24 protein-coding genes and 1 tRNA gene are annotated in these 22,079 nt (G+C 62.6%); 15 read left to right on the top strand and 10 right to left on the bottom strand.

All coding sequences use genetic code 11. From position 1 onward, the window contains the following. On the bottom strand, window positions 1-1,424 hold a 1,424-nt coding region (locus AC1ECN_RS34895; protein WP_477955570.1), incomplete at its 3' end, for a CASTOR/POLLUX-related putative ion channel. A 207-nt stretch (window positions 1,425-1,631) separates the two neighbouring features. Here AC1ECN_RS34895 and AC1ECN_RS34890 point away from each other — a divergent pair. The 3 genes from AC1ECN_RS34890 to AC1ECN_RS34880 are packed head-to-tail and all read left to right on the top strand — an operon-like array spanning window position 1,632 to window position 5,354. Beyond that, entirely contained in the window at window positions 1,632-2,609 is a 978-nt protein-coding gene (locus AC1ECN_RS34890) for an ABC transporter substrate-binding protein (protein ID WP_130672857.1), read from the top strand. A gap of 7 nt (window positions 2,610-2,616) precedes the next feature. After that, complete coding sequence (locus AC1ECN_RS34885; RefSeq protein WP_130672856.1) at window positions 2,617-4,311, top strand: ABC transporter permease; 1,695 nt, start codon at window positions 2,617-2,619, stop codon at window positions 4,309-4,311. After that, window positions 4,299-5,354 carry an ABC transporter ATP-binding protein gene (locus AC1ECN_RS34880; RefSeq protein ID WP_130672855.1) on the top strand — a complete coding sequence of 352 codons (1,056 nt, stop codon included), beginning with the start codon at window positions 4,299-4,301 and terminating at the stop codon, window positions 5,352-5,354. The genes AC1ECN_RS34885 and AC1ECN_RS34880 overlap by 13 nt, the downstream gene beginning before the upstream one ends. Window positions 5,355-5,374: 20 nt before the next feature. Here AC1ECN_RS34880 and AC1ECN_RS34875 read toward each other — a convergent pair whose 3' ends face one another. Beyond that, entirely contained in the window at window positions 5,375-5,737 is a 363-nt protein-coding gene (locus tag AC1ECN_RS34875) for a DUF4189 domain-containing protein (protein WP_130672854.1), read from the bottom strand. 198 nt (window positions 5,738-5,935) lie between these two features. Between AC1ECN_RS34875 and AC1ECN_RS34870 the strand changes: the two genes are divergently transcribed. The 5 genes from AC1ECN_RS34870 (at window position 5,936) to AC1ECN_RS34850 (ending at window position 9,636) form a co-directional block, all read left to right on the top strand. Next, on the top strand, window positions 5,936-7,045 hold the full coding sequence (locus tag AC1ECN_RS34870) for an endonuclease/exonuclease/phosphatase family protein (protein ID WP_018074251.1): 1,110 nt from the start codon (window positions 5,936-5,938) through the stop codon (window positions 7,043-7,045). Then, a complete protein-coding gene (locus AC1ECN_RS34865; protein ID WP_130672853.1) occupies window positions 7,042-7,815 on the top strand; it encodes an NUDIX hydrolase in 774 nt (257 codons plus the stop codon). Before AC1ECN_RS34870 ends, AC1ECN_RS34865 begins: the two co-directional genes overlap by 4 nt. 165 nt (window positions 7,816-7,980) lie before the next feature. Next, entirely contained in the window at window positions 7,981-8,892 is a 912-nt protein-coding gene (locus AC1ECN_RS34860) for a PhzF family phenazine biosynthesis protein (protein ID WP_130672852.1), read from the top strand. Window positions 8,893-9,119: 227 nt separating this feature from the next. After that, window positions 9,120-9,195, top strand: a tRNA-Lys gene (locus AC1ECN_RS34855). Window positions 9,196-9,339: 144 nt separating this feature from the next. After that, complete coding sequence (locus tag AC1ECN_RS34850) at window positions 9,340-9,636, top strand: hypothetical protein (RefSeq protein ID WP_018494733.1); 297 nt, start codon at window positions 9,340-9,342, stop codon at window positions 9,634-9,636. 127 nt (window positions 9,637-9,763) lie between these two features. On the opposite strand, the gene AC1ECN_RS34845 is transcribed toward AC1ECN_RS34850, so the two are convergent. Continuing rightward, window positions 9,764-10,045 (bottom strand): hypothetical protein, encoded by a 282-nt coding sequence (locus AC1ECN_RS34845; protein WP_130672851.1) that lies wholly within the window; start codon window positions 10,043-10,045, stop codon window positions 9,764-9,766. A gap of 275 nt (window positions 10,046-10,320) precedes the next feature. Here AC1ECN_RS34845 and AC1ECN_RS34840 point away from each other — a divergent pair, with 275 nt between their 5' ends. Then, the gene (locus tag AC1ECN_RS34840) at window positions 10,321-10,623 is read left to right on the top strand and encodes a hypothetical protein (protein ID WP_018482882.1); all 303 of its coding nucleotides are present in this window, start codon (window positions 10,321-10,323) and stop codon (window positions 10,621-10,623) included. 286 nt (window positions 10,624-10,909) lie between these two features. On the opposite strand, the gene AC1ECN_RS34835 is transcribed toward AC1ECN_RS34840, so the two are convergent. After that, the gene (locus AC1ECN_RS34835) at window positions 10,910-11,218 is read right to left on the bottom strand and encodes a hypothetical protein (RefSeq protein WP_018482883.1); all 309 of its coding nucleotides are present in this window, start codon (window positions 11,216-11,218) and stop codon (window positions 10,910-10,912) included. Between the two features lie 391 nt (window positions 11,219-11,609). Between AC1ECN_RS34835 and AC1ECN_RS34830 the strand changes: the two genes are divergently transcribed. Then, window positions 11,610-12,425, top strand: coding sequence for a chromate resistance protein ChrB domain-containing protein (locus AC1ECN_RS34830; protein ID WP_130655868.1), 816 nt, complete (start codon window positions 11,610-11,612; stop codon window positions 12,423-12,425). 1 nt (window position 12,426) lies between these two features. Next, window positions 12,427-13,848 (top strand): chromate efflux transporter, encoded by a 1,422-nt coding sequence (gene chrA / locus AC1ECN_RS34825; RefSeq protein WP_130661911.1) that lies wholly within the window; start codon window positions 12,427-12,429, stop codon window positions 13,846-13,848. Here the strand turns inward: chrA and AC1ECN_RS34820 are convergent. Continuing rightward, complete coding sequence (locus AC1ECN_RS34820) at window positions 13,845-15,176, bottom strand: hemolysin family protein (protein ID WP_012758164.1); 1,332 nt, start codon at window positions 15,174-15,176, stop codon at window positions 13,845-13,847. The genes chrA and AC1ECN_RS34820 overlap by 4 nt on opposite strands. A 236-nt stretch (window positions 15,177-15,412) precedes the next feature. After that, on the bottom strand, window positions 15,413-15,796 hold the full coding sequence (locus AC1ECN_RS34815) for a VOC family protein (RefSeq protein ID WP_003541160.1): 384 nt from the start codon (window positions 15,794-15,796) through the stop codon (window positions 15,413-15,415). 400 nt (window positions 15,797-16,196) lie between these two features. Here AC1ECN_RS34815 and AC1ECN_RS34810 point away from each other — a divergent pair, with 400 nt between their 5' ends. Beyond that, window positions 16,197-16,508, top strand: coding sequence for an RcnB family protein (locus AC1ECN_RS34810; RefSeq protein ID WP_018074259.1), 312 nt, complete (start codon window positions 16,197-16,199; stop codon window positions 16,506-16,508). 66 nt (window positions 16,509-16,574) lie between these two features. On the opposite strand, the gene AC1ECN_RS34805 is transcribed toward AC1ECN_RS34810, so the two are convergent. The 3 genes from AC1ECN_RS34805 to AC1ECN_RS34795 form a co-directional block, all read right to left on the bottom strand. After that, on the bottom strand, window positions 16,575-16,760 hold the full coding sequence (locus AC1ECN_RS34805) for a hypothetical protein (RefSeq protein WP_024320853.1): 186 nt from the start codon (window positions 16,758-16,760) through the stop codon (window positions 16,575-16,577). Continuing rightward, window positions 16,757-17,962, bottom strand: a complete 1,206-nt coding sequence (gene zigA, locus AC1ECN_RS34800; protein WP_130661910.1) for a zinc metallochaperone GTPase ZigA — start codon at window positions 17,960-17,962, stop codon at window positions 16,757-16,759. Before zigA ends, AC1ECN_RS34805 begins: the two co-directional genes overlap by 4 nt. A gap of 146 nt (window positions 17,963-18,108) precedes the next feature. Further along, window positions 18,109-19,146, bottom strand: coding sequence for a zinc ABC transporter substrate-binding protein (locus AC1ECN_RS34795; protein WP_018074262.1), 1,038 nt, complete (start codon window positions 19,144-19,146; stop codon window positions 18,109-18,111). Window positions 19,147-19,248: 102 nt separating this feature from the next. Here AC1ECN_RS34795 and AC1ECN_RS34790 point away from each other — a divergent pair, with 102 nt between their 5' ends. From AC1ECN_RS34790 to AC1ECN_RS34780, 3 genes are read left to right on the top strand one after another with little or no spacing between them, the layout of a single operon-like run. Then, complete coding sequence (locus AC1ECN_RS34790; RefSeq protein WP_130661909.1) at window positions 19,249-20,145, top strand: ATP-binding cassette domain-containing protein; 897 nt, start codon at window positions 19,249-19,251, stop codon at window positions 20,143-20,145. After that, window positions 20,138-20,944 (top strand): zinc ABC transporter permease subunit ZnuB, encoded by an 807-nt coding sequence (gene znuB / locus AC1ECN_RS34785; RefSeq protein ID WP_130661908.1) that lies wholly within the window; start codon window positions 20,138-20,140, stop codon window positions 20,942-20,944. The genes AC1ECN_RS34790 and znuB overlap by 8 nt, the downstream gene beginning before the upstream one ends. 5 nt (window positions 20,945-20,949) lie before the next feature. Further along, window positions 20,950-21,348 carry a Fur family transcriptional regulator gene (locus AC1ECN_RS34780; RefSeq protein ID WP_018074265.1) on the top strand — a complete coding sequence of 133 codons (399 nt, stop codon included), beginning with the start codon at window positions 20,950-20,952 and terminating at the stop codon, window positions 21,346-21,348. A gap of 268 nt (window positions 21,349-21,616) precedes the next feature. Here the strand turns inward: AC1ECN_RS34780 and AC1ECN_RS34775 are convergent. Beyond that, a partial coding sequence (locus AC1ECN_RS34775; RefSeq protein WP_477955564.1) for a hypothetical protein occupies window positions 21,617-22,079 on the bottom strand: 463 nt, incomplete at its 5' end.

Here is a 22,079-nt window from a genome sequence, read left to right as displayed (position 1 = left end):
GCGGCCATGTGGTCGGAGTAGCCGAGCACAAGCACGTGGTCGTAGGCGGGAATATCGAGGTCGTCGAGTTCGGCGCGGCTGCTGGTATCGGTGACGCGGCAGGTGACCGCCATGTTGTCGCTCGCAAGCGTCAGGCCACGAACCTCCTCTTCGATATCGGGCGTATCGGCGGCGATGGTGAGTTGCGAACCCGGGGCGACATAACGCGACAGCTCGCGGGCGATGATCGGGCCGCGGCGGTTCCAGCCGAGCATCAGCGTGCGCTCCGCCTTTGTCTCGCGTGTCACTGGAGCCCGGATCGCCTCCTTGTCGATACGCATCTCGGCGGCGGCGCTTTTGATCGCGGCATCGTCTTCGGCGATGATGATGGCGCGCTCGCCGGGCAGGAAGATGCGGTTTGCCGGCGGGTTGAGATGGACCGCGCCCTCGTTGTCGCAGAAGCCGATCAGCGTCGAGCTCTCGTACATCATCACGGCGGCGCCGAAGCTTTTACCGGAGAGTTCGGGCTGCTCGAGCGTATAGATCTCGCAGCCTTCGAAATCGAGCAGTTCGGAATAGACGCCTGACAGTCCCGACTGGCGGCTGGAATGGGCGACAATGCGCGAGATCAGGTYGTCGGCAAGCACCAGTTGCAATTCCTTGCCGCCGACGATGCGCGCCACCTCGGCATTCCTGGTGTCGCGGATTTCGGCGGCGATCTGGTAGGGCTCCTTGCGGCGGCCGGGATCGTTGACGAGGGCGAGCACCGTCTTGATGACCTCGGAATCGGCATGGTCGCCTTCCGGTGACAGCACGATGATCGAGCGCGAGGTGTGCGGGTTGACGATGTTGATGTCGTAAAGATCAGTCGGATCGCCGCTGCGGCAGATGATACGGGTGTTCCTGAGATTTTCGATCTTGTCGGCAAGCTCGTCCTCCATCTCCACCTTGTCCTTGGCGGCCATGATGACAATGCGCGGACGGCGCCGGCTGGTGTTGGCGATGACGAGTTCGGAGATCACGTCGAAGATTGAGGGCGACCAGTTGAAGATGATCGTATGGTCGTTCTCGAGCACCTGCGAGCGGCCCTTGCGCAGGTCGTCCAGCTTTTCCTCAAGGCCGGAACTCAGCACGCCGATCAGGGCCGAGAAGACGAAGATGCCCGATATGGTGACGACAAGGGAGACGCCGCGGAAGGGCCAGCCGATATCGCCGCCCATCGTGCCGGCATCCATGGTGCGCATCAGCGATTCCCAGGCGCCCTCGACGAAGCTCAGATGCTCGCCGCCATCAGGCGCAATGCCAGTCAGCGCCAGCAGCAGGCCGGCAGCGATGATGACGACCAGCGATATCACCGCCAGCCAGCCGATCAGGGCGATCGGGCCGGCGGCCATGCTCTTGTCGAACTGGTAGCGCAGGCGCGCGCGCCAAGATGCCCGTCTCATTCTTGCCATCCCCTCGAATCGGCCAGCATCAGGCCGCGTCCACAGGCGATTCCAGAAATCGGAAGGGCGATCAACTGTATTGTCGGCAGGGCGGGCGAACCACCAAGGAAGGTTGTGGGAATGGCGCCGCGGCGGCTGCGGCGCGCTGTCACATGTCTGTAAAGGACCCCTAATAAGGGAGGGGTATCGAAATCGAGGATCCTTCCCATGAAAACGATCGTTTCCGCCGTAGCACTTGTCGCTGCGAGCCTCTTTGCCATTCCGGCTTCGGCCGCAAACCTCGTTCTCTACACCAGTCAGCCGAACGAAGACGCACAGGCGACGGTCGACGGCTTCATGGCCGCCAATCCCGATATCAAGGTCGACTGGGTGCGCGACGGAACGCCGAAGATCATGGCGAAGCTCCAGGCCGAGATCCAGGCCGGCAACCCGGTCGCCGACGTTCTCCTCATTGCCGACGTGGTGACGCTGGAGCGCCTCAAGGAAGATGGCAAGCTCCTGGCCTACAAGTCGCCGGAAGCCGCAGGATACGACGCCGCCCTCTATGACGCCGACGGCTATTACTACTCGACCAAGCTGATCACCACCGGCATCATGTACAACACCTCGGCCGCGATGAAGCCGACGAGCTGGAAGGACCTGACCAAGCCGGAAGCCAAGGGCCTCGTCACCATGCCGAGCCCGCTTGCCTCGGGTGCGGCCCTTATCCACGCCCAGACGCTTGCCGCCGTTCCCGGCCTCGGCTGGGACTTCTACAAGTCGCTTGCCGAAAACGGTGCGATCGCCGCCGGCGGCAACGGCGCCGTGCTGAAGTCGGTTGCCTCGGGCGAAAAGGCCTATGGCATAGTCGTCGATTACCTGCCGATCCGCGAGAAGGCCAAGGGCGCTCCGGTCGAGTTCGTCTTCCCGGGCGAAGGCGTTTCGGCCGTCACCGAGCCGGTCGGCATCCTCGCCAGCACCAAGAATGCCGATGCCGCCAGGAAGTTCGTCGATTACGTGCTCTCCGAAAAGGGTCAGGAAGGCTTCCTGAAGCTCGGCTACATCCCGGCCCGCAACGGCATGAAGCTGCCGGAAGGCTTCCCCGCGCGCGACACTATCAAGGTCCTGCCGATCAAGGCCGTGGAGGCGCTGAAGAACACCGACCAGGATCTCAAGACCTTCTCGGGCATATACGGCTCGAACTGATCCTTTCATGCACGGATACATCAAAACCGGAAACAGCCAGCCCGCCTGGCTGTTTCCTTTTGTCGTCATCATCGTCCTGATCCTCAGCGTGCTGCCGCTCGCCCGCCTTGCTATGGTCGGGATCGCGGCCTTTGCCGACGGCGGGGTGATGACGGTTCTCGGCGACGCCTCGCTCTGGTCGTCAACCTATTACACGGTCGTCACCGCCATTCTGGGCACAATCATCTCGCTCACCATCGGCTGCCTCTTTGCCTTCCTGCTGACGCTGACCGATATCCGCGCCAAGGGGGCGCTGAGCTTCTTCTTCGTGCTGCCGATGATGATCCCACCGCAGGTGACGGCGCTGGCCTGGGTGCAGATGTCCGGCCCCTCCAGCCCACTGTTGAAGGCGCTGCATATCGCCCCGCCGATGGGTTCGCCGCAGCCGCTCTATTCTGTCGGGGGCATCGCGCTGCTTTACGGCGTGCAGCATGCGCCGCTGGTCTACCTGGCGCTTCGGGCCGGGCTGATGACACTGCCCCGCGACGGCGTCGAGGCAGCACGGCTTTCCGGCGCTACCGGCCTGCGGGTGTTCCGCGACATCATCCTGCCCCTGTCGCTGCCCGGCATCATCGCGGGTGCGGCGATCTCCTTCGTCTCCTGCACCGGCAATTTCGGCATTCCCGCCATTCTCGGCATTCCTGCCTCGATCTTCACGTTGCCGACGTTGATCTTCACCAAGTTTTCCGCCTTCACCAACCGCACTTTCGGCGACGTCGCCGTTCTCTCGGCAATCATCGCCATCATCTCGATCGTCGGGCTGATGATCCAGGACCGGGCGCTGCGCGGCCGCGACTACCGTGTCATCGGGTTATCCGGGGCGAGTGCCGCCTTCGAGCTCGGCGCCTGGCGTTTCGTGTTCACGCCACTCGTCTGGACTATCCTGTTCTTCATGCTGGCCGCGCCCTTTTTCGCGCTGATCGCCGGCGCGCTGGTGCCGGCCTATGGCGTGCCGCTCACCTTCAAGACCATGTCACTGCATGCTTTTCAGGAGATCCTGTTCCGGCAGGCGGTGACGCGCACCGCCTTCATCAACTCGCTGTCACTTGCCGCCGCTACCGCGCTTTGTCTCCTCGTGGTGACAGTGCTTGCGGCCTATGCGCTGACGCGGCGCAGGGATCTGGCTTCCCGCATCGTCTCCAGCCTGATCGAAATACCCTATTCGCTGCCCGGCATCGTCATGGCTGTTTCCTTCATCCTGGTGTTCGCTGCACCGATCCCGATCCTGCACGTCTCGCTTTACGGCACGATCTGGATCATCCTGATCGCCTATTTCTCCTCGTTCTTCGCCGTCAGCCTGAAGCCGGTGGTCAGCGCTTTCCATCAGCTCGATCCGGCGCTGGAAGAGGCCGCACGGCTTTCCGGGGCTGGCTTCTTCCGCCGGCTTGCCGATATCATCGTGCCGCTGATTGCGCCGGCCGCTGGCGCCTCCGTTATCCTTGTCTTCCTGATTGCCTGCAACGAGCTGACGATCTCGGCGCTGCTCTGGTCTGCCGGCACGCAGACGCTCGGTGTTGCCATCTACAATCTCGACGACAGCGGCAGCTCCGACCTTGCCTCGGCGCTGTCGGTGCTCGTCGTGCTCATGGTCGTCGTGCTGATGCTGCTGCTCGAACTTCTGGCGAAACGACTGCCGAAAGGAGTGGTCCCATGGCGAGGCTGACCCTCAACCAGCTCGGCAAGGATTTTGGTACCGGGCGCGCCGCCGTCAGCGGTTTTTCGCTCGATGTGCGCGAGGGCGGCTTCCTGGCGTTGCTCGGGCCTTCCGGCTGCGGCAAGACGACGGTGCTGCGCATGATCGCCGGTTTCGAGACGCCCTCCGACGGCTCGATCCATCTCGGCGAGCGCCTGCTGGCCGATGCCGCGCAGTCGCTGCCGCCCGAAGGACGCAACATGGCGATGGTCTTCCAGTCCTATGCACTCTGGCCGCATATGAGCGTCGCCGACAATGTCGGTTATCCCCTCAAGGTGCGCGGCATCTCGGGCGAGGCCTACCGGGCGAAGGTGCGCGACGCGCTTTCCACCGTGCGGCTTGCCGATTATGCCGAGCGGCGCCCGGCCGATCTCTCCGGCGGTCAGCGCCAGCGCGTGGCGCTCGCCCGCTGCCTGGTGACATCGCCTGACGTGGTATTGCTCGACGAGCCGCTTGCCAATCTTGACCGGCACCTGAAACAGGAGATGGAAGAGACTTTTCGCGAGTTCCACCAGCGCTCGGGCGCAACGATGATTTATGTCACCCACGACCAGAGCGAAGCGATGGCGCTCGCGACTGACGTTGCCGTGATGTCGGAGGGCCGGCTGCTGCAGGTGGCGGCTCCCGCCGAGATCTATGCACGGCCGGAAGGGCGCATCGTTGGCGGGCTCATCGGGCGAGGGGCGATCGTGACGCTGCCGCGTCCCGCCGGCGATGGCAGGGCGCTCGACTGGCCTGCGCTGGAGCCGCTGTTTGCTGGTGCTGCCGCCGGGGCAGCCAGCGGCGACAGGGTGGACGTGCTCGTCCGGCCGGAGGATGTCATCGTCTCCGGCGAGAATATCGCCGCCGGCGAGGGGATTGCGGCGACGGTCGAATCCATTCTCTTCGAGGGCGAGCGATATGCGCTGAAGCTCATCCTCGCCGATAGTCAGGTACTGCGGGCCTATACCCGTTTTCCCGTCCGGACGGGTGACGGCCTCAGGCTATCGGTGCGCTCGGCATGGCGGCTTTGAGACGCCGCACTCAGCCAGAATCATTCCCTGCCGGAACATTGCCAGCGGATGACGCGGCAGCTGCCGGTTTGTTTTCTACAGCTGCGGATTGCCTGGCGCTGGGCCTCACGATTGTCGTAACCCCAGCCGGAGCCCCAGCCGCCGCGATGGCCGACGGCCAGCGCGCCGCAGCCATTGCGGAACCAGATGGCGATGCGACAGTCGTTTGCGCTGCTGTCGCAATTGCGCCGGGCAGCGGTTTCGGCGTCGCCGCGATTGTCATAAGCATAGGACCAGCCGATAGCGCTGGTCGACGGCGAATAGGCGATGGCGCCGTAGGTGTCGGCAAGGGCCGAGCCGGCGAGGGACGTCAGAACCGCAAGCGATGCAAGAACCCGCTTCATGAAATGCCCTTGCGCCGGAACGGCGATTGTCCTCTGCGAAGAACTATTCGAGGCTTGCGGCGGAATGTCTGCGGCCGAAGTCACAGGTAATCGCGTCCGGGGCTGTAAGAGGGGTGGTTGTCCGCATATTTCTTGGCTCCGCCATCTTTTCCTGCGGCTTCTGCTGGTTAAGGTACTCCCCGCAACCGGATCCTTCCCATGTCGCTTCGCCTCGCCACCTTCAATGTCGAAAATCTCCTGACCCGTTTCGATTTCACCGGCTTCCGCAATCAACTGCGCCAGGACCGCGTCATCAAGCTTTTCCAGGTGTCGAGCGAGGGCGTCTACCAGCAGCTCGAGCAGGCCCGCGTCATCGCGGCGACCGACGACACCAGGCAGATGACCGCGCTCGCAATCGCCGACGCGGATGCCGATATCCTCTGCCTGCAGGAAATCGACAACATGGCTGCCCTTCAGGCCTTCGAATACGGCTATCTCTTCCGCATGGTCGGAAACGGTTACCGGCAGAAATACCTGGTCGAGGGCAATGACAGCCGCGGCATCGATGTTGCTGTCCTGATGCGCGAAGAAACGCGCGACGGCCAGAAAATCGAGCTCAGGGACATCAAAAGCCATGCGATGACGACCTATCGTGATCTCGATCTCTTCGACGAAGAGCTGGCGCTCACCAACCGCATCGACGACAAGATCTTCAAGCGCGATTGTCTGGAGCTCGATCTTCTGATCGGCGGCCGGCCTTTTTCGCTCTACGTCGTACATTTCAAGTCCATGGGCAATCCGCGCGACGGGCTGGACGGGCGGCAATCGACCATGCCGATCCGCCGCGCCGAGGCGCGCGCCGTTCGCCGCATCATCGAGGATCGCTTCGGGGCGGATCAAGCCGGCACGAAGAGCTTCGCTATCTGTGGCGACATGAATGATTATCAGGAGCGCGTCGATGTCATCGGCCGCCGCGGCGCCGGCTATCGTTTCGAGCATCAGGATGAGGCCGAAAGCGCACTCGACGTTTTCAGCCGCGATGGCTTTGCCGAAAATGTGGTGCGCCGCCGCGCAGTCCTCGACCGCTGGACGCTCTATCACGCGCGCGGGCCGCAGGAGCAGTGGCTCTGCCAGCTCGATTATCTCTGGCTTTCGCCAGCACTCGCCGCCCACAATGTCGGCCGCCTGCCGGAAATCATCCGCAGCGGCCAGCCTTACCGCACCATCTTCCCGCCGGGGCAGGAGGTGGAGCGTTATCCGCGCACCGGCTGGGACAGGCCGAAGGCGTCCGATCACTGCCCCGTCGTCATGACACTGGATCTCCCATGAATGCGAATTTGAACGCGAATTTCACAAACAGCAATTTTTCTCACGATTTCGCCGGCTGGCCGCCGGAGGCCACGGTCTTCCCGATTGCCGGCGTGGATCTGCGCATCCTGCCCGGTCCCCATCCTTTGGTCATCGCCGAAGAACCGGCGATCCGGGAGAACTGGGCCAGAGAGACTGCCGCCAATCCGGCGCTGTTCGACGGGCGCATGGTGTTCCAGCGGCTGGTATCACTCAGTGACGACGGGATTGCAGGCGAGGGCCACGTCATTCCCTTTTCCGCCTTCATGTGGTGGCGCCGCCAGCCGCAGCGCCAGGGCGGCCTCCATCTCTTCGCCTATCCCGTGCTCGAAACCTCCGACGGTGCGCTTGTGGCGATCCGCATGGGCGCGCATACAGCCAATCCCGGCCAGGTCTATTTCGCGGCCGGCTCGCTGGAGCCCGAGGATGTCGTCGACGGACGCTGTGACATCGAGGCAAACATGCGCCGCGAAGTCCAGGAGGAGACCGGGCTCGATCTTGCCGAATCCGTGGCGGGGCAGGGGCTGTTCGCCACCCATAACAAGCGCACGGTAACGCTGCTGCGGCTCTACCGCTTCGAGATGACGGCTGACGAGATGATCGCGCGGATCGAGAGCCACATGCTCGTCGCCGAGGACCAGGAGATCGCGGGCGCCGTGGCGATCCGCTCGGCCGATCCTTCGGCCCATCCCTATAACATCGCCATGCTGCCCGTGATCGACTGGTATTTTGGCAAGGCCGAGCGGAGTTGATGTATGCCGCCTAAAACCGTGTAGCGTTTCGGGATAACGGCATCCATCACCCAAAGATCGAAAGCGCGTCATGTGAATCCGGTTGGCATGACGCGTTTTAGCGCCTTGCACTCGCTCGCCCGGTCGGGCAGGTTGGCGGCGCGATGACGATTCAAGGAGGCTGATGTGGCGCGAAGCTACAGCGTCTATGACGTGTTCACCGATCGAAAGCTTGCGGGCAACCCGCTGGCGGTGATCTTCGACGGAGGCAATCTCAGCGACGAGGCGATGCAGGCGATCACCCGGGAGATCAATCTCTCGGAGACGGTCTTCGTGCAGCCTTCGGCCAACCCCGCCTATGCGGCGCGTCTGAGGATATTCACGCCGGGGCGCGAGCTGCCGTTTGCCGGCCATCCGACGGTCGGCACGGCGGTGGCGCTGGCCGAACGGGCGCATGGTGCTGCGACGCGCGATCTCGTCACGGTGCTCGAGGAAAATGTCGGGCCGGTGCGTTGCGCGGTGCGGCTGAGAGAGGGTGAGGCGAGCTTTGCCGAATTCGACCTGCCGCGCAAATCGCAGCCGGCCATCATGCCGCTCGAGAAGCTCGGCATCGCCGATGCGCTGTCGCTGAAGGTGACCGAGATCGGCTTCGAAAATCACGTCCCGTCGGTCTGGAGCGCCGGCGTTCCCTTCCTGCTCATTCCGGTGCACGATGTTGGAGCCACGCAGCGGGTGGAATTCGATCCGCAGCTCTGGGAAAAGATCGTGCCCTTCGTCGATGGCGCGCTTGCCTCGGCCTATGTCTATTGCCGCGGCGGCGTCAACCACGTGGCAAAGTTTCACGCGCGCATGTTCGCAAGCGGCATGGGCATCGTCGAAGATCCGGCCACCGGCGCGGCGGCGGCCGCACTCTCCGGCGCCATCCATCATTTCGACCGGCTGACGGACGGGCATCACCCGATCATGATCGAGCAGGGCGTCGAGATGGGCCGGCCGTCCTTCATTCACCTGCATATCGATGTCGACGGCGGGGCGATCTCCAACGCGCGGATCGGCGGCCAGGCGGTGCGGCTGGCCAGCGGCACGCTCGACCTTTGATTTCACTGGAGCGCCGCGCGTCCGATAGAACGCGCTAAGGACGCTCTATCACTTTGAATCGGCGCATAATCCTCTCCAAAAATCGATTCCGATTTTCGGGGTTCTGCGTTGCATTTCAGCCATGCCGAAAAATCTTCGCGATTAACCAAAGAAATTTCGCCTATGCGCTGGACAAGCCTGCCGATCCTGTTTATACGCCCCGTCACACCGCGCAGCCAAGCGCGAACGGGTGATTAGCTCAGTTGGTAGAGCAGCTGACTCTTAATCAGCGGGTCGTAGGTTCGAGCCCTACATCACCCACCAAATCTCTTGAAAAGATTGATGTATTTGAACTCAGGCCGGATTTTCCGGCCTGCTGGAAGCAGGCGGCATTGCTAGCCTTGCCCAAAGGACTGGTCGCAGTGATCTGCGCGCGCTAGTTTCCCTCACACACACTGGGAGGGTCCCATGAGAAGCGTCATTCTAGTCGTTGCCTTGTCTCTGCCGCTACCGGCCTTTGGCGCAGGCGTCATGAACGTCAAAGCGAGCGAGCATAGCTGCAGCGAGCTTACGCAGATCATTCGCCAGAACAAAAAGGTCTTTGTTCGCGTCGGTTTCGGCGGCCGCAGTTTCCGTTATCCACCTGCCCAGTGCAGCATGGGTGATAAGCGCACCACGACTAGTTTGCGCGATGCGGGGGGAAAGCAGTGCATCCTTGATTATTCCTGCGTCTTCGACCCCGCGTCGCCCTATAACTTTCCCTAGAACAGGATGTCGTCCGAAAACCGCTCAACACTTTTCGGCATCATGCTCTGGACGCTTCCGTTGAGAGAGGGAGCGAGCGGGAAGTGCGGGCGGCGGTCAACTTCAGACGGCGCCAACCGAGGTTACCTCAATCGCTGCCGCTCAGTTTCATGCCGGCGAGCCAGAGAGCTGCGACGATGAAAAACGACAGTGCCGCCATCATTGCTATCGGCGGTGTGTATTCCTGGAAGGAATGCGAGGCGTTCAGTCTGAGGACGTAAATAATCACAACCGCAAGTTTGATCGAGATCAGGAGGGCCAGGGTCGCGTTTTTGGTGTAACGCCTGATTTTCGGCCAATCGAAGCTTCTGGCGGGTGACGCATGGACCTTCTGTGTCGGAACGGTTCTTGTCCGCTCCGGCTCCGGCAATGCAAGGTGTCTGCGCCCAAACGTCGGTTTCATCGCCGGCAGCGTAGACCAAATATCTTAATGGATCGGGACGTTGCGATGCCCTCGCTGAAGCAGTAGCGAAGGAGTGCCTCGCCCATCTGGACTTCGCTGCCTTCGAAGAGCCCGTGCGAAGCTGATTTCTGAAGGGTGCCCGGAGAGTGCGGCTGTGCTCAGGCGTACAGTTCGGAGGGTTTCTGGACTGGCAGCATGGAGTGCGATGCCCTAACTTCGCTCTCTCACATTCAGGAGTTTCCATGAAAAGCGTTGTTCTGGCCGTCGCACTATTGTTTCCGTCCGTCGCTCTTGCCGTCGAGGCGGTGGAGGTCAATGCCAGGGATCACAGTTGCGAAGAGCTTGCGCAGATCATCCGCAAGGACAAGGCGGTTTTTGTGCGGATGGGCTTTGGCGGCCGCAGCTTCCGTTATCCGCCGGCCAGGTGTAATCTCGGCGACAAGTACGACACCGCAAGGGTGAGGGATGGCAATGGCAAGCTTTGCCTGCTCGACTACGAGTGCGTGTACGATCCGCAGTCCTTCTATAACAGGATTCCCAAATAATATCGGATTCAGGCGTTGCCAGTACGAAGCGATGACCTTGAATTTCTTCGATCATGCCGCCAGCTTGAATGCCTGTTCGGGATAGATGACGAGGTCAAGAAAAAAGGCCGGGCGAAACTCGCACCGACCTTCCTCGATCAGTCTCGATAACGGCTGCCAGTACCTCCGTGGTCAGCCGTCAGAGACAGATTTAGTATCCCTTAAGTAGGGTTTTCTTAAAAAACTTCAAGAACTCGCGGCTGGAAGGAAGCCGGCACTGGGCCGGCTTCTTCTGGCCGAGCAGCGATTACTGCTGTGCCGGGGCAGCCGGCGGAGTGGCCGGTGCTGGTGCCGGTGCGGGCGTAGCGCTGTTGTCGGTCGGAGCGATCGGCTTGGCCGGCGCCGGCTCGGATTGGGTCGTGGAAGCTGTCGTGTCCGGGGATGTGCCGGGGGTGCTCCACTGCGAATAGGCGAATGCAGCGACAGCGATCACGGCCAATGCAGCGGCCCAGACAACCCACGTATTATTGCTGCGCGCGCTCGGCGTGGTGCGCAGATCCAGATTTGGGTTCAGCGGGCGGTTCGGGTCGTTGGCATTATTGGGGTCGTACGTCATGGTACTTTCTCCTCTTTCGGTGAGAGAAGAATGCCGAAGTGGGCATTTTGTTCCGTTCTGGGCCGAAGCGCTTGTGCTGATTGGGTTTTCGTACTCTTCATTCCCGCTCGTTAGTGGCGCTCCGTGCATTCGTGGCTTTGCCGCTCACCTCTCATCTGCCTGCCGGCTCGCCTGGAGGCGACCGACAGAGACCCGGTGGAAGAGCTGCCGGCTGATCGGGTGCCGCGGTGGATGGCAGGCCGCTGCCGCGGACGGCAAGCCGCCATGGCGTAATGCGCTTGACACGACGGGGTCTGTTTGCGCATGGTTTGGCCATGGGGTCGCGATCACCCCACGAGGCGTCATGCTGAAGAATCGCGTCCAGTAAAACCGATCAACGGAGGGACGCGTCATGCCGTCATTTCTAGAAATCTCACCTGAAAAGCTCAGCCGCCTCATCGGGACACCTGGGGCTCCCGTCATTATCGACGTGCGCACGGAGGAGGACTTCGCGCTCGATCCACGCCTGGTGCCGGGCTCGATCCGGCGCGCCCATGCCGATGTCGCGTCCTGGGTTGGCGGCGTCGATGCCGAAGCCGTCGTCGTGGTATGCCAGAGAGGCGGCAAGCTCAGTCATGGTGTTGCCGCCTATCTCCGCCATGCCGGGATCGACGCGGAAAGCCTCGAAGGTGGCTTCGAGGCGTGGATCGCGGGCGGACCGGCCGTGCCCGATGCAAAGCTGCCGCAACGCGACGCTGAAGAGCGCACCGTCTGGGTGACGCGCGCGCGGCCGAAGATCGATCGTATCGCCTGTCCCTGGCTGATCCGGCGCTTCGTCGATCCGAACGCCGTGTTCCTGTTCGTGCCAACGCCCGAGGTTTTGGCCGTCGGCGAGCGTTTCGGGGCGACGCCCTTCGATATCGAGGATGTGTTCTGGAGCCATCGCGACGAGCTCTGTACCTTCGACGTGATGATCGAGGAGTTCGGGCTGGCTTCGGAACCGCTTCTGCGCCTGGCGCGGATCGTCAGGGCGGCGGATACCGCAAGGCTCGACCTCGCGCCTGAGGCGGCGGGCCTGCTTGCGGCATCGCTCGGCCTCTCCAGGATGTATTCCGACGATCTGGAGCAACTCGAGGCCGGGATGCTTCTTTACGACGCCTTCTTCCGCTGGTGCCGCGATGCGACCGAGGAAACCCACAATTGGCCGGCGCCGAAGAAGAGGGCATGAGATGGTCGAGATGACGGATCATGCGCCCGGCGGCAAAACGGCGGAGGAGGACGCGGGAGAGGAGCATCATCACGGCGTCTCGTTTGGCGAGGCCTTCAAGGTGTGGCTGCGCGTCGCCGCCCTGAGTTTCGGCGGCCCCGCCGGCCAGATTGCCGTGATGCACCGGATCATCGTCGACGAGAAGCGATGGATCGGTGAGCACCGTTTTCTGCATGCGCTGAACTATTGCATGCTGCTTCCCGGACCCGAGGCGCAGCAGCTCGCCATCTATATCGGCTGGCTGATGCACCGTACAGTGGGCGGTCTCGTCGCCGGCCTGCTATTCGTGTTGCCGGGCTTCCTATCGATCCTCTGTCTCAGCTATATCTACGCCGCCTATGGCAACGTCGGCATCGTCGCCGGCCTGTTCTTCGGGCTGAAGGCCGCGGTGCTCGCCGTCGTCGTGCAGGCCGTCATCCGCATCGGCGGCCGCGCGCTCAAGAATCGCGTCATGGTCGGTATCGCTGCCGCGGCCTTCGTCGCCATCTTCTTTCTGCATGTCCCGTTCCCGCTGATCGTGCTTACCGCCGGCATTGCGGGCTTCCTCGGCGGCAGGTTCGGGCTTGCCGCCTTCCGGACGGGCGGCGGCCACAAGGCCGGAAGCGGCGCGACACTGTCGGACGCCGAGTCGGCGCTCGGCGAGGGCATACCGACGCATGCGCGCCCGAATCTTGCGTGGTCGCTGCGCATCTCCGCCGTGCTGCTTGCCCTCTGGCTCGCTCCGCTCGCGGCGCTTTACACAACCTTCGGTGCTGACAACGTCTTTACCGAGATTGGCCTGTTCTTCAGCAAGATGGCGGTCGTCACCTTCGGCGGGGCCTATGCCGTGCTTGCCTATGTCGCGCAGGAGGCCGTGCAGCATTTCGGCTGGCTGAAACCCGGCGAGATGCTGGATGGTCTCGGCATGGCCGAGACGACGCCGGGGCCGTTGATCATGGTCGTCCAGTTCGTCGGCTTCATGGGCGTTTACCGCGATCCGGGAGCGCTGAACCCGATGCTTGCTGCAACCCTTGCGGCGATACTGACGAGCTGGGTCACCTTCGTGCCCTGTTTCCTCTGGATCTTCCTCGGTGCGCCGTTCATCGAAAAACTGCGCGGCAACATCGCGCTCGCCGGCGCGATGTCGGCCATAACAGCGGCGGTGGTCGGGGTCATCCTCAACCTCGCGATCTGGTTTGCCTTGCACACGCTGTTTGCCGAGGTTGCGACCGTCCACCTCGGCGGCTTGCGGCTCGATATTCCCGTGCTGCAATCGGCCGTGCCGGCGGCAATGGCGCTGTCTGCCGCCGCCGCCGTCGCGATCTTCCGCTTCAAGGCTTCCGTGATCGCGACGCTGCTGGCCTGCGCGGCCGCAGGGATGCTCTGGACGCTGGTGGTCGGCTAGGCTTCCGCCCCATCCGCGGGAATGCGCGTTGCGAGCATCTTGTCGATACGCATGCCATCCATGTCGAGCACTTCGAAGCGCCAGTTGTCGAAGACGAAGGTTTCACCGGCTTCGGGGATGTGCTGGAGCTGATGCAGCGCAAACCCCGCCAGCGTATGGAAATCAGCATCCGGACGATCGCGCAGGCCCAGCCGTTCGAAGGCGTCGAAGGCCGGCATCATCGCATCGATCAAGAGCGACCCGTCTTCCCTGACGACGATGTCGGGCTCTTCGTTGGATCCCGGCAGGTCGCCGGCGATGGCTTCGAGCAGGTCGGTCTGGGTGACGATGCCTTCGAGGCTGCCATATTCGTCGATGACGATGGCGAGGCGAACGGGTGAGGCCTTGAAGCTGTCGAGCACGCGGACGACCGAGGTGCCCTCATGCAGCACCAGCGGCTGCTTGATCACCTCCATCGGCCGGACCTTGCCGCCGTCGAGAACCTGATCGAGAAGGTCCTTCTTCAACACCATGCCGATCGGCTCGTCGATCGAGCCGCGGGCGACCAGCAATTGTTCGTGGCTGCATTCGCGGATGGTCTTCAGGATCTCGGCCTCGCTGTCGTCGGCGTCGAACCATTCGATATCGAGACGCGGCGTCATGATGTCGGAGATTGGCCTGTCGCCGATGTTGAACACCCGTTCGACGAGCTGCTGCTGCACCTGGTTGAGAAGGCCGGCCTCCTGGCTCTCGGCAACCAGCAGCTTGAGCTCCTGCGGTGAATGGAACGACGATTCCCCGGTTCCGGCGCGAAGACCCACACCCCGCAGCACCATGTTGCCCATGCCGTTCAGAACAAAGATCGCCGGCTTAAACAGCACCAGGAACAGACCGAGCGGACGCACAACGGCAAGCGAAGTGGCCTCGCTGCGTTGAAGCGCCAGGCTCTTCGGCGCGAGCTCGCCGAGCACGATATGAAGTGCTGTGATGATGACGAAGGCGATGACGACGGCAACAGTATGCGCGCCCGCCGTCGCCCATTGCCCAGGCAGCCATGATAACAGCGGCTCGATCAGGTGGGCAAGCGCCGGTTCGCCAACCCAGCCGAGGGCGAGCGACGAGATGGTGATGCCGAGCTGGGTGGCTGCAAGGTTGGAGTCGAGATTGTCAACGGCGCGCTGAAGTGCTGAGGCGTTCATGCGGCCTGCCGCAGCGAGTTCGGCGACGCGGCTACGCCTGACCGACACCAGGGCGAATTCGGCGGCAACGAAGAAGCCATTGGCGGCGACGAGAAGAAACACGGCTAGTATCCCGATATAGTCGGAGAGCCCGCCGGCGGAATCGGACATGTTTTCCCTGCCTTCGAATTGATAGGAATCCGAAACTACACGCTCGCACACTGGTGGCAAGGCGTTCCGGCCAGTCTCGCGGCGAGAGATGCCGACGCCAGCTGCCGTGATCGAAATACTGCGTTGGTTTGCGGATGACCGCAAATGCATGGCAACCGCATGACCGGGATCATGGTGCGGTTCGCCGATGTGAAGCCTAAAACTCGTGGCGAACCGCATGACCGGCGTCGCGCCATTCACCGCTTGGGTGCTTCGAAGAGCTCGATCGGGTTTCCGGCCGGATCGTCGAGCAGGATTTGCTTGCCGCCTATGCCCTGCACGATCTCGTTGCGGAAACGCGCACCGGCCTGACGCAGCGCGGCGACGTCTGCTTCCAAGTCCTTGACCTCGATCTGGATGCGATTCCAACCGCCGGGCTCCGGCTTTCTCCCATCTGGCATTGCTTGAGATGCTCCGCCGGGTCCCGTCATGCCGCTGACGAACAGACGAAATCCGTCCTTGGTCAGGATGGCGAAACTCGGCGCGGGACGAAGTGCGACGGAGAAGCCGAGATGTCTCGTGTAGAATTCCACTGCGGCGTCGACGTCGTCGACGATGTAGCGCATGCTGATACCAGGCATGTTTTCCTCCATTGTGGTCTTCGTTGTCTTGATCTGGATGCGTTGCTTCGAAACTCGATTATGCGCCCGTTTCAAGTTTTTTATGCATCTCGTTATGCCAAATCGCTGAGCACCTTTGGGCGAGACTTGATCGAATCGAGAGCATGCCGCCTACCGCCAGCAGCAGGACAACCCTCCACGCCCGCGCCTTCTAGGCGATGAGCAGCAAAGGCCGAAGGGCTTCAGAGGACGAAGCCAGCCGGCCGCGCCAAAACCTCGATCACCGTGTATAAGCTTAATCTAAAATATAAGCTTCGACCCGTAGCTATTGGATTTCATTACAAAAGTTTAATTTTTATTTCAGTTTCAGTTCATCTTTTCGACCCTAGTTTGCTCTCGTGCCCAACACGAGGAACCCCACATGAAAAAGATTTTTGCAGCTCTTCTTTCCGCCTCCTTCCTTCTGTCCCCGATGGTTGTTTCCCAGGCCAGCGCCGACGATCATCGCCGTCCCCACGTCGTCGTGCAGAAGAAGGTGGTCGTCCGGTCGCACTGGAAAAAGGGATACCGCGTCAATGCCAGCGAACGTCGCCGGTTCTCCGATGTCAACGACTACCGCCGCTACCGGCTGGCGCCTCCGCCCCGCGGTTATCGCTGGGTGCGGGCCGATAACGACTACCTGCTGATCGGCGTTACCAGCGGCATCGTCTCCAGCGTTATTGCCGGTCGCTGACCGGCAGATGAACGAGAAGAGGGCGGCTTCGACCGCCCTTTTCGTTTGCCGCAGGTGAATCTCTCGTCAGGAGGGCTTCCTGAAGGGAACGATGCGCTCGGCGAGGCTTCGGAACAGGCCGCCGGATCGTCGCTGCCGATCGGGCCGTTCGCCTGTTGCCTCGACGGTTTCGGGACGAAGCCCTTCGATCGGCGGTAGCGGCTCGCATTCGGTGCAGACGCAGAGATAACGTTTGATTGTCTTCGCCTTCATGCCGCTTGCCTGTTCCAGTTGGCGAAAGGATCGGGCAGGTCGCGCCAGCGCTCGGGCACGAAGGCATCTGTCCTGATAAGACAGGCGTCGAGTTCCTTCCTGATCCAGGCTTCGTCCATCGGATCGGCACCGATGAAGACGATTTCCTGGCGGCGGTCGCCCCAGACGGGGTCGAGATAGGGGCCGATGGCGCGCATGAAGGCCGGTTCCTCCGGCCATTGTTCGCGCGGCACGGCCGCCCACCAGAGGCCCATCTTGCCGGTGCGCACGATCGCGCCCGCCTGGCTGATCTCGCCGACATGGTGCGGGCGCGTCGCCAGCCAGAAGAAGCCCTTGGCGCGCACGACGCCCGGCCATGCGCTGTCGAGGAAGGCCTGCAGCTTTGCCGGATGGAAGGGCCGCTTCTCGCGATAGACGAAGGAGCGGATGCCGTATTCCTCGGTCTCCGGCACGTGGTCGCGGAAGCCGTGCAGTTCCTTGTACCAGAGCGGATGGGTCTCGGCCCTGTCTATATCGAAGCGGCCGGTGCCGAGCACGTCTTTCAGGGCGACCTTGCCGAAATCCACCTCGATCAGCCGTGCATCCGGGTTGAGGCCGGTAATGATCTTGCGCGCGGCGTCGCGCTCCTCCTTGGCTGCCGTGCCGATCTTGTTCAGCACCACGACATCGGCGAATTCGATCTGCTCGACCAGCAGGTGGACGATGGTTCTGTTGTCGCCGTCGCCTGCCGTTTCACCGCGGTCGGCGAGGAAATCGGCCGAGGCATAATCGGCAAGCAGATTGGCGGCGTCGACGACGGTCACCATCGTATCCAGCCTTGCCACATCCGAGAGGCTTTGCCCGTTCTCATCGCGGAATTCGAAGGTGGTGGCGACGGGCAGGGGCTCGGCGATGCCTGTGGATTCGATCAGGAGGTAATCGAAGCGGCCCTGATCGGCGAGCTGGCGCACCTCCTTCAGCAGATCGTCGCGCAGCGTGCAGCAGATGCAGCCATTGGTCATCTCGACAAGCTGCTCCTCGGTGCGGGAGAGGTTGGCGCCGCCGTCGCGCACCAGGGCGGCATCGATATTCACCTCGCTCATGTCGTTGACGATGACCGCGACTTGTAAGCCTTCGCGATTGGTCAGCACATGGTTGAGCAGCGTCGTCTTGCCGGCACCGAGGAAGCCTGAAAGGACCGTGACGGGAAGTCTGTTGTCCATAGGAACCTCATAAGATCTTATTTAATGTTATATCAGTACGTGCAGTGTGTCGAAAAAAGGCGGAATGGGGTTGTCCGCCTCTTTCCGCCTCAGCTCTCTCCGGAGCGTCGCGTGTCCGGCAGGACACGCAGAGCCGCGGATGAGTGTCATGCGCTGGAGAGGCAGTCCTTCATGCTGTTGGCGATGCCGCGCATAAGGGTGAAGTAGAGATCGGGGCCGGCCTTCAGTGTTGCCGCTTCGGGATCGAGTACGCCTGACTTGGCGCTTGTGCCTTCGATGACGACGTTGACGAGGCGCGGCTCGAACTGCGGTTCGGCAAAGACGCAGGTGGCGCCGAGTTCGCCGACCTTGCGGTGGATTTCCGAAACACGCTCGGCGCCGGGAATAGTTTCCGGGCTGACGGTGATCGAGCCGGCGACGCGGATGCCGTAGCGGTGCTCGAAATACTGATAGGCGTCGTGGAAGACGATGAAGGGCTTGCCCTTGACGGGAGCGACGATACCCTTGAGCTCGGTGTCGAGCGCATCGAGCCGGTCATCCAGCGCCCTGGCGTTGCCCTGATAGGTCAGTGCATTGGCAGGATCGGCGGCGACCAGTGTCGTGGTGATCATGGCCGCCATGGCCTTGGCGTTCATCGGGTCGAGCCAGAGATGCGTGTCGAATGTGCCGTGGTCGTGGTCAGCTTCGGCGCCATGCGTGGCTTCGGCGTGATCGTGTTCGTGCTCTGGGGTGGCGGAAGCACTGTCGTGCTCGTCGCCGTCATCATGCGGTTCGAAGGCGCCGCCTTCGCGGAAGGGCAGCTTGACGAGGCCGGGAGCATTGTCGAGTTCGGCGATGCTGGCATCCCGACCGAGCGCCTGCAGCGGTTTTTCGAGAAAGGCCTCGAGGCCCGGGCCGACCCAGAAAATCACCTTGGCGTTCTGCAAAGCGCGGGCATTCGATGGCTTCAGATTGTAGGTATGCGGGGAGGCGGCGCCATCGACGATCAACTCGGGTTCGCCGACACCCTGCATGATCGCCGACACCAGCGAATGGATCGGTTTGATCGAGGTGACGACGACAGGCGCGTCGGCTGCTCGCATAGTGCCGGCGAAGAGAAGGGCGGGGATCGCCAAGACCGGGATTGCGAGGGCCGGCATTCTGAGGGCCAGGATTTTAAGGGCAGGCCCCTTCGCACGTTTCATCAGCATGCTCCGCTTGAATTGCAATTGTTATGTTATTACATCAATTGCGTTATGCTATAACGTGTGCAATAGCAGGACGCAACAGCACTTTCGGAAAATTTGATGCTCTCTCCCGCAAATACTCCCGCTGGTATCAGGGCCGAACCGCTGGTTTCGCTTGAAGATGTCGGCATCCTGCGCAATGGCCGCTGGCTGGTGCGCGGCATCGATTTTTCCGTTTCGCGCGGCGAGATCGTCACGCTGATCGGGCCGAACGGCTCGGGCAAGTCGACCAGTGCCAAGGCGGCGATCGGCGTGCTGAAGCCGGACGAGGGCAGGGTGGAGCGCAAGCCCGGCCTCAAGGTCGGCTATGTCCCGCAGAAGCTTTCGATCGATTGGACGCTGCCGCTTTCGGTGCGCCGGCTGATGACGCTGACCGGGCCACTGCCGGAGCGCGACATGCTTGCGGCACTCGATGCGGCCGGCATGGCGCATATGCTCGATGCGGAGGTGCAGCACCTTTCCGGCGGCGAATTCCAGCGGGCGCTGATGGCGCGCGCCATTGCCCGCAAGCCGGATCTGCTGGTGCTGGACGAGCCGGTGCAGGGGGTGGATTTCGCTGGCGAGATCGCGCTCTACGACCTCATCAAGTCGATCCGCAACGCCACCGGCTGCGGCATCCTGCTGATCTCGCACGATCTCCACGTCGTCATGGCCGAGACCGACACGGTCATCTGCCTGAACGGCCATGTCTGCTGCCGCGGCACGCCTGAGTCCGTCAGCCGCAGCCCGGAATATGTGCGCCTGTTCGGCAGCCGGGCGGCGCAGACGCTCGCGGTGTACAGCCATCACCACGACCATACGCATCTGCCGGACGGTCGCGTGCAGCATGCTGACGGCACGGTGACCGATCATTGCCATCCGGACGACGGCCATCATGCGCATGACCATAGTCATGATCACGATCATGCCGAGCATGACCATCCGCATGTGCATGCGGAGGGAGAGCGCCATGCTTGACGATTTCTTCGTGCGCGCCATCCTTGCCGGCGTCGGCCTGGCGCTGACGACGGGGCCGCTCGGCTGCTTCATCATCTGGCGGCGCATGGCCTATTTCGGCGATACGATCGCCCATTCGGCGCTGCTCGGTGTGGCGCTGTCGCTGCTCTTCGAACTTAACCTGACGCTTGCCGTCTTTGCCGTCGCCGCCCTCGTGTCGATCCTGCTGCTCTTCCTGCAGAAGCGCCAGGCGCTGTCGGCCGATGCGCTGCTCGGCATCCTCTCGCATGCCACACTGGCGATCGGCCTCGTCATGGTCGCCTTCATGAGCTGGGTGCGGATCGATCTCATCGCTTTCCTGTTCGGCGATATCCTCGCCGTCTCCACCACTGACATCGCGCTGATCTGGGGCGGCGGGCTGTTCGTGCTCGCGGCAATCGCCTGGCTCTGGCGGCCGCTGCTCGCGGCCACCGTCAATGCCGAACTGGCCGAAGCCGAGGGGCTGAAGCCGGAGCGGGCGCGGCTGTTCTTCATGCTGCTGATGGCCGTCGTCATCGCCATCGCCATGAAGATTGTCGGCATCATGCTGATCACCTCGCTGCTGATCATTCCGGCGGCCGCGGCGCGGCGCTTCTCGTCGACGCCCGAGATCATGGCGGTGCTCGCCTCGCTGATCGGGGCTATCGCCGTCATCGGCGGGCTGTTCGGCTCGCTCACCTATGACACGCCCTCCGGCCCCTCGATCGTGGTTGCAGCGCTGATCCTCTTCATGCTCAGCCTGCTTCCCGTCAGGCGCCACCGCGCGGTCATGCAAGGATAAGGCTCATGACGACACCGCAATTGACCAAGAACCAGTCGCTGGTCTTCGACGTGCTCGAAAAGGCCGAAGGGCCGCTCAGCGCCTACACCATCCTCGACAAGCTGCGCGACCACGGTTTTCGTGCGCCTCTACAGGTCTACCGGGCGCTGGAGAAGCTGCTCGAATACGGCGTCGTGCACCGGCTGGAAAGCATCAACTCCTTCGTCGCCTGCGCCCATCCCGGCGATGACTGCCACAGCCACGGTATCGTCGCCTTCGCCATCTGCGAAAGCTGCGGCCAGGTGATGGAATTCCACGACCACGAGGTCGACCACCGGCTGATGGAATGGGTGCGGGGCCAGAAGTTCAAGCCCGAGAAGACGACGATCGAGATCCGTGGGTTGTGTGAGGCCTGCGCGGCGTAAGCTTCGCTCGCATTCGCTAGACAATCGCCTCGCGCTCACCGAAAGGCGTGTCGTCATCGGATTTGCGGGTGTCGATCCAATCGTGGGCATGATCTGCCGCGGAAGGCTCGATGGCCAAGGACATTATTGCCTGACGGGCTATTGTGATGGCCGAGCCCGCCGGGTCATCCCGCCAGGCTCGCTCCTGCGTCTGGCCTTCCCGACGGCACTTTCAAAAAAGGTGAGGCCGGAGACCGGCCTCACCCTTCACGTTTTTTCGCTGATCGGCTTAGCCTTCGTGCGAACCGTCGTTGCCACCCTTGCCTGGGCCGTCATTGCCGCCCTTGCCCGGGCCGTCATTGCCGCCCTTGCTTGGGCCGTCATTGCCGCCCTTGCCCGGACCGTCATTGCCTCCCTTGCCGGGACCGTCATTGCCACCCTTGCCTGGGCCGTCATTGCCGCCCTTGCCGGAACCGTCATTGCCACCCTTGCCAGGACCGTCATTGCCGCCCTTGCCGGGACCGTCGTTGCCGCCCTTGCCGGGACCGTCGTTGCCGCCCTTGCCGGGGCCGTCATTGCCGCCCTTGCCGGGGCCGTCGTTGCCGCCCTTGCCGGGACCGTCGTTGCCGCCCTTGCCGGGGCCGTCATTGCCGCCCTTGCCGGGACCATCGTTGCCGCCCTTGCCGGGACCRTCGTTGCCGCCCTTGCCGGGGCCGTCATTGCCGCCCTTGCCGGGACCATCGTTGCCGCCC

This window comes from Rhizobium sp. 01N447_2 (assembly GCF_056399245.1).
This window is presented reverse-complemented; position numbering and strand designations above follow the sequence as displayed.

What these genes read in the sequence shown, in the direction of transcription:
- AC1ECN_RS34890 (WP_130672857.1), top strand. Translation starts at nt 1,632, where the DNA reads ATGAAAACGATCGTTTCCGCCGTAGCACTTGTCGCTGCGAGCCTCTTT.
- AC1ECN_RS34885 (WP_130672856.1), top strand. Translation starts at nt 2,617, where the DNA reads ATGCACGGATACATCAAAACCGGAAACAGCCAGCCCGCCTGGCTGTTT.
- AC1ECN_RS34880 (WP_130672855.1), top strand. Translation starts at nt 4,299, where the DNA reads ATGGCGAGGCTGACCCTCAACCAGCTCGGCAAGGATTTTGGTACCGGG.
- AC1ECN_RS34875 (WP_130672854.1), bottom strand. Translation starts at nt 5,737, where the DNA reads ATGAAGCGGGTTCTTGCATCGCTTGCGGTTCTGACGTCCCTCGCCGGC.
- AC1ECN_RS34870 (WP_018074251.1), top strand. Translation starts at nt 5,936, where the DNA reads ATGTCGCTTCGCCTCGCCACCTTCAATGTCGAAAATCTCCTGACCCGT.
- AC1ECN_RS34865 (WP_130672853.1), top strand. Translation starts at nt 7,042, where the DNA reads ATGAATGCGAATTTGAACGCGAATTTCACAAACAGCAATTTTTCTCAC.
- AC1ECN_RS34850 (WP_018494733.1), top strand. Translation starts at nt 9,340, where the DNA reads ATGAGAAGCGTCATTCTAGTCGTTGCCTTGTCTCTGCCGCTACCGGCC.
- AC1ECN_RS34840 (WP_018482882.1), top strand. Translation starts at nt 10,321, where the DNA reads ATGAAAAGCGTTGTTCTGGCCGTCGCACTATTGTTTCCGTCCGTCGCT.
- AC1ECN_RS34835 (WP_018482883.1), bottom strand. Translation starts at nt 11,218, where the DNA reads ATGACGTACGACCCCAATAATGCCAACGACCCGAACCGCCCGCTGAAC.
- AC1ECN_RS34830 (WP_130655868.1), top strand. Translation starts at nt 11,610, where the DNA reads ATGCCGTCATTTCTAGAAATCTCACCTGAAAAGCTCAGCCGCCTCATC.
- chrA (WP_130661911.1), top strand. Translation starts at nt 12,427, where the DNA reads ATGGTCGAGATGACGGATCATGCGCCCGGCGGCAAAACGGCGGAGGAG.
- AC1ECN_RS34820 (WP_012758164.1), bottom strand. Translation starts at nt 15,176, where the DNA reads ATGTCCGATTCCGCCGGCGGGCTCTCCGACTATATCGGGATACTAGCC.
- AC1ECN_RS34815 (WP_003541160.1), bottom strand. Translation starts at nt 15,796, where the DNA reads ATGCCTGGTATCAGCATGCGCTACATCGTCGACGACGTCGACGCCGCA.
- AC1ECN_RS34810 (WP_018074259.1), top strand. Translation starts at nt 16,197, where the DNA reads ATGAAAAAGATTTTTGCAGCTCTTCTTTCCGCCTCCTTCCTTCTGTCC.
- AC1ECN_RS34805 (WP_024320853.1), bottom strand. Translation starts at nt 16,760, where the DNA reads ATGAAGGCGAAGACAATCAAACGTTATCTCTGCGTCTGCACCGAATGC.
- zigA (WP_130661910.1), bottom strand. Translation starts at nt 17,962, where the DNA reads ATGGACAACAGACTTCCCGTCACGGTCCTTTCAGGCTTCCTCGGTGCC.
- AC1ECN_RS34795 (WP_018074262.1), bottom strand. Translation starts at nt 19,146, where the DNA reads ATGAAACGTGCGAAGGGGCCTGCCCTTAAAATCCTGGCCCTCAGAATG.
- AC1ECN_RS34790 (WP_130661909.1), top strand. Translation starts at nt 19,249, where the DNA reads ATGCTCTCTCCCGCAAATACTCCCGCTGGTATCAGGGCCGAACCGCTG.
- znuB (WP_130661908.1), top strand. Translation starts at nt 20,138, where the DNA reads ATGCTTGACGATTTCTTCGTGCGCGCCATCCTTGCCGGCGTCGGCCTG.
- AC1ECN_RS34780 (WP_018074265.1), top strand. Translation starts at nt 20,950, where the DNA reads ATGACGACACCGCAATTGACCAAGAACCAGTCGCTGGTCTTCGACGTG.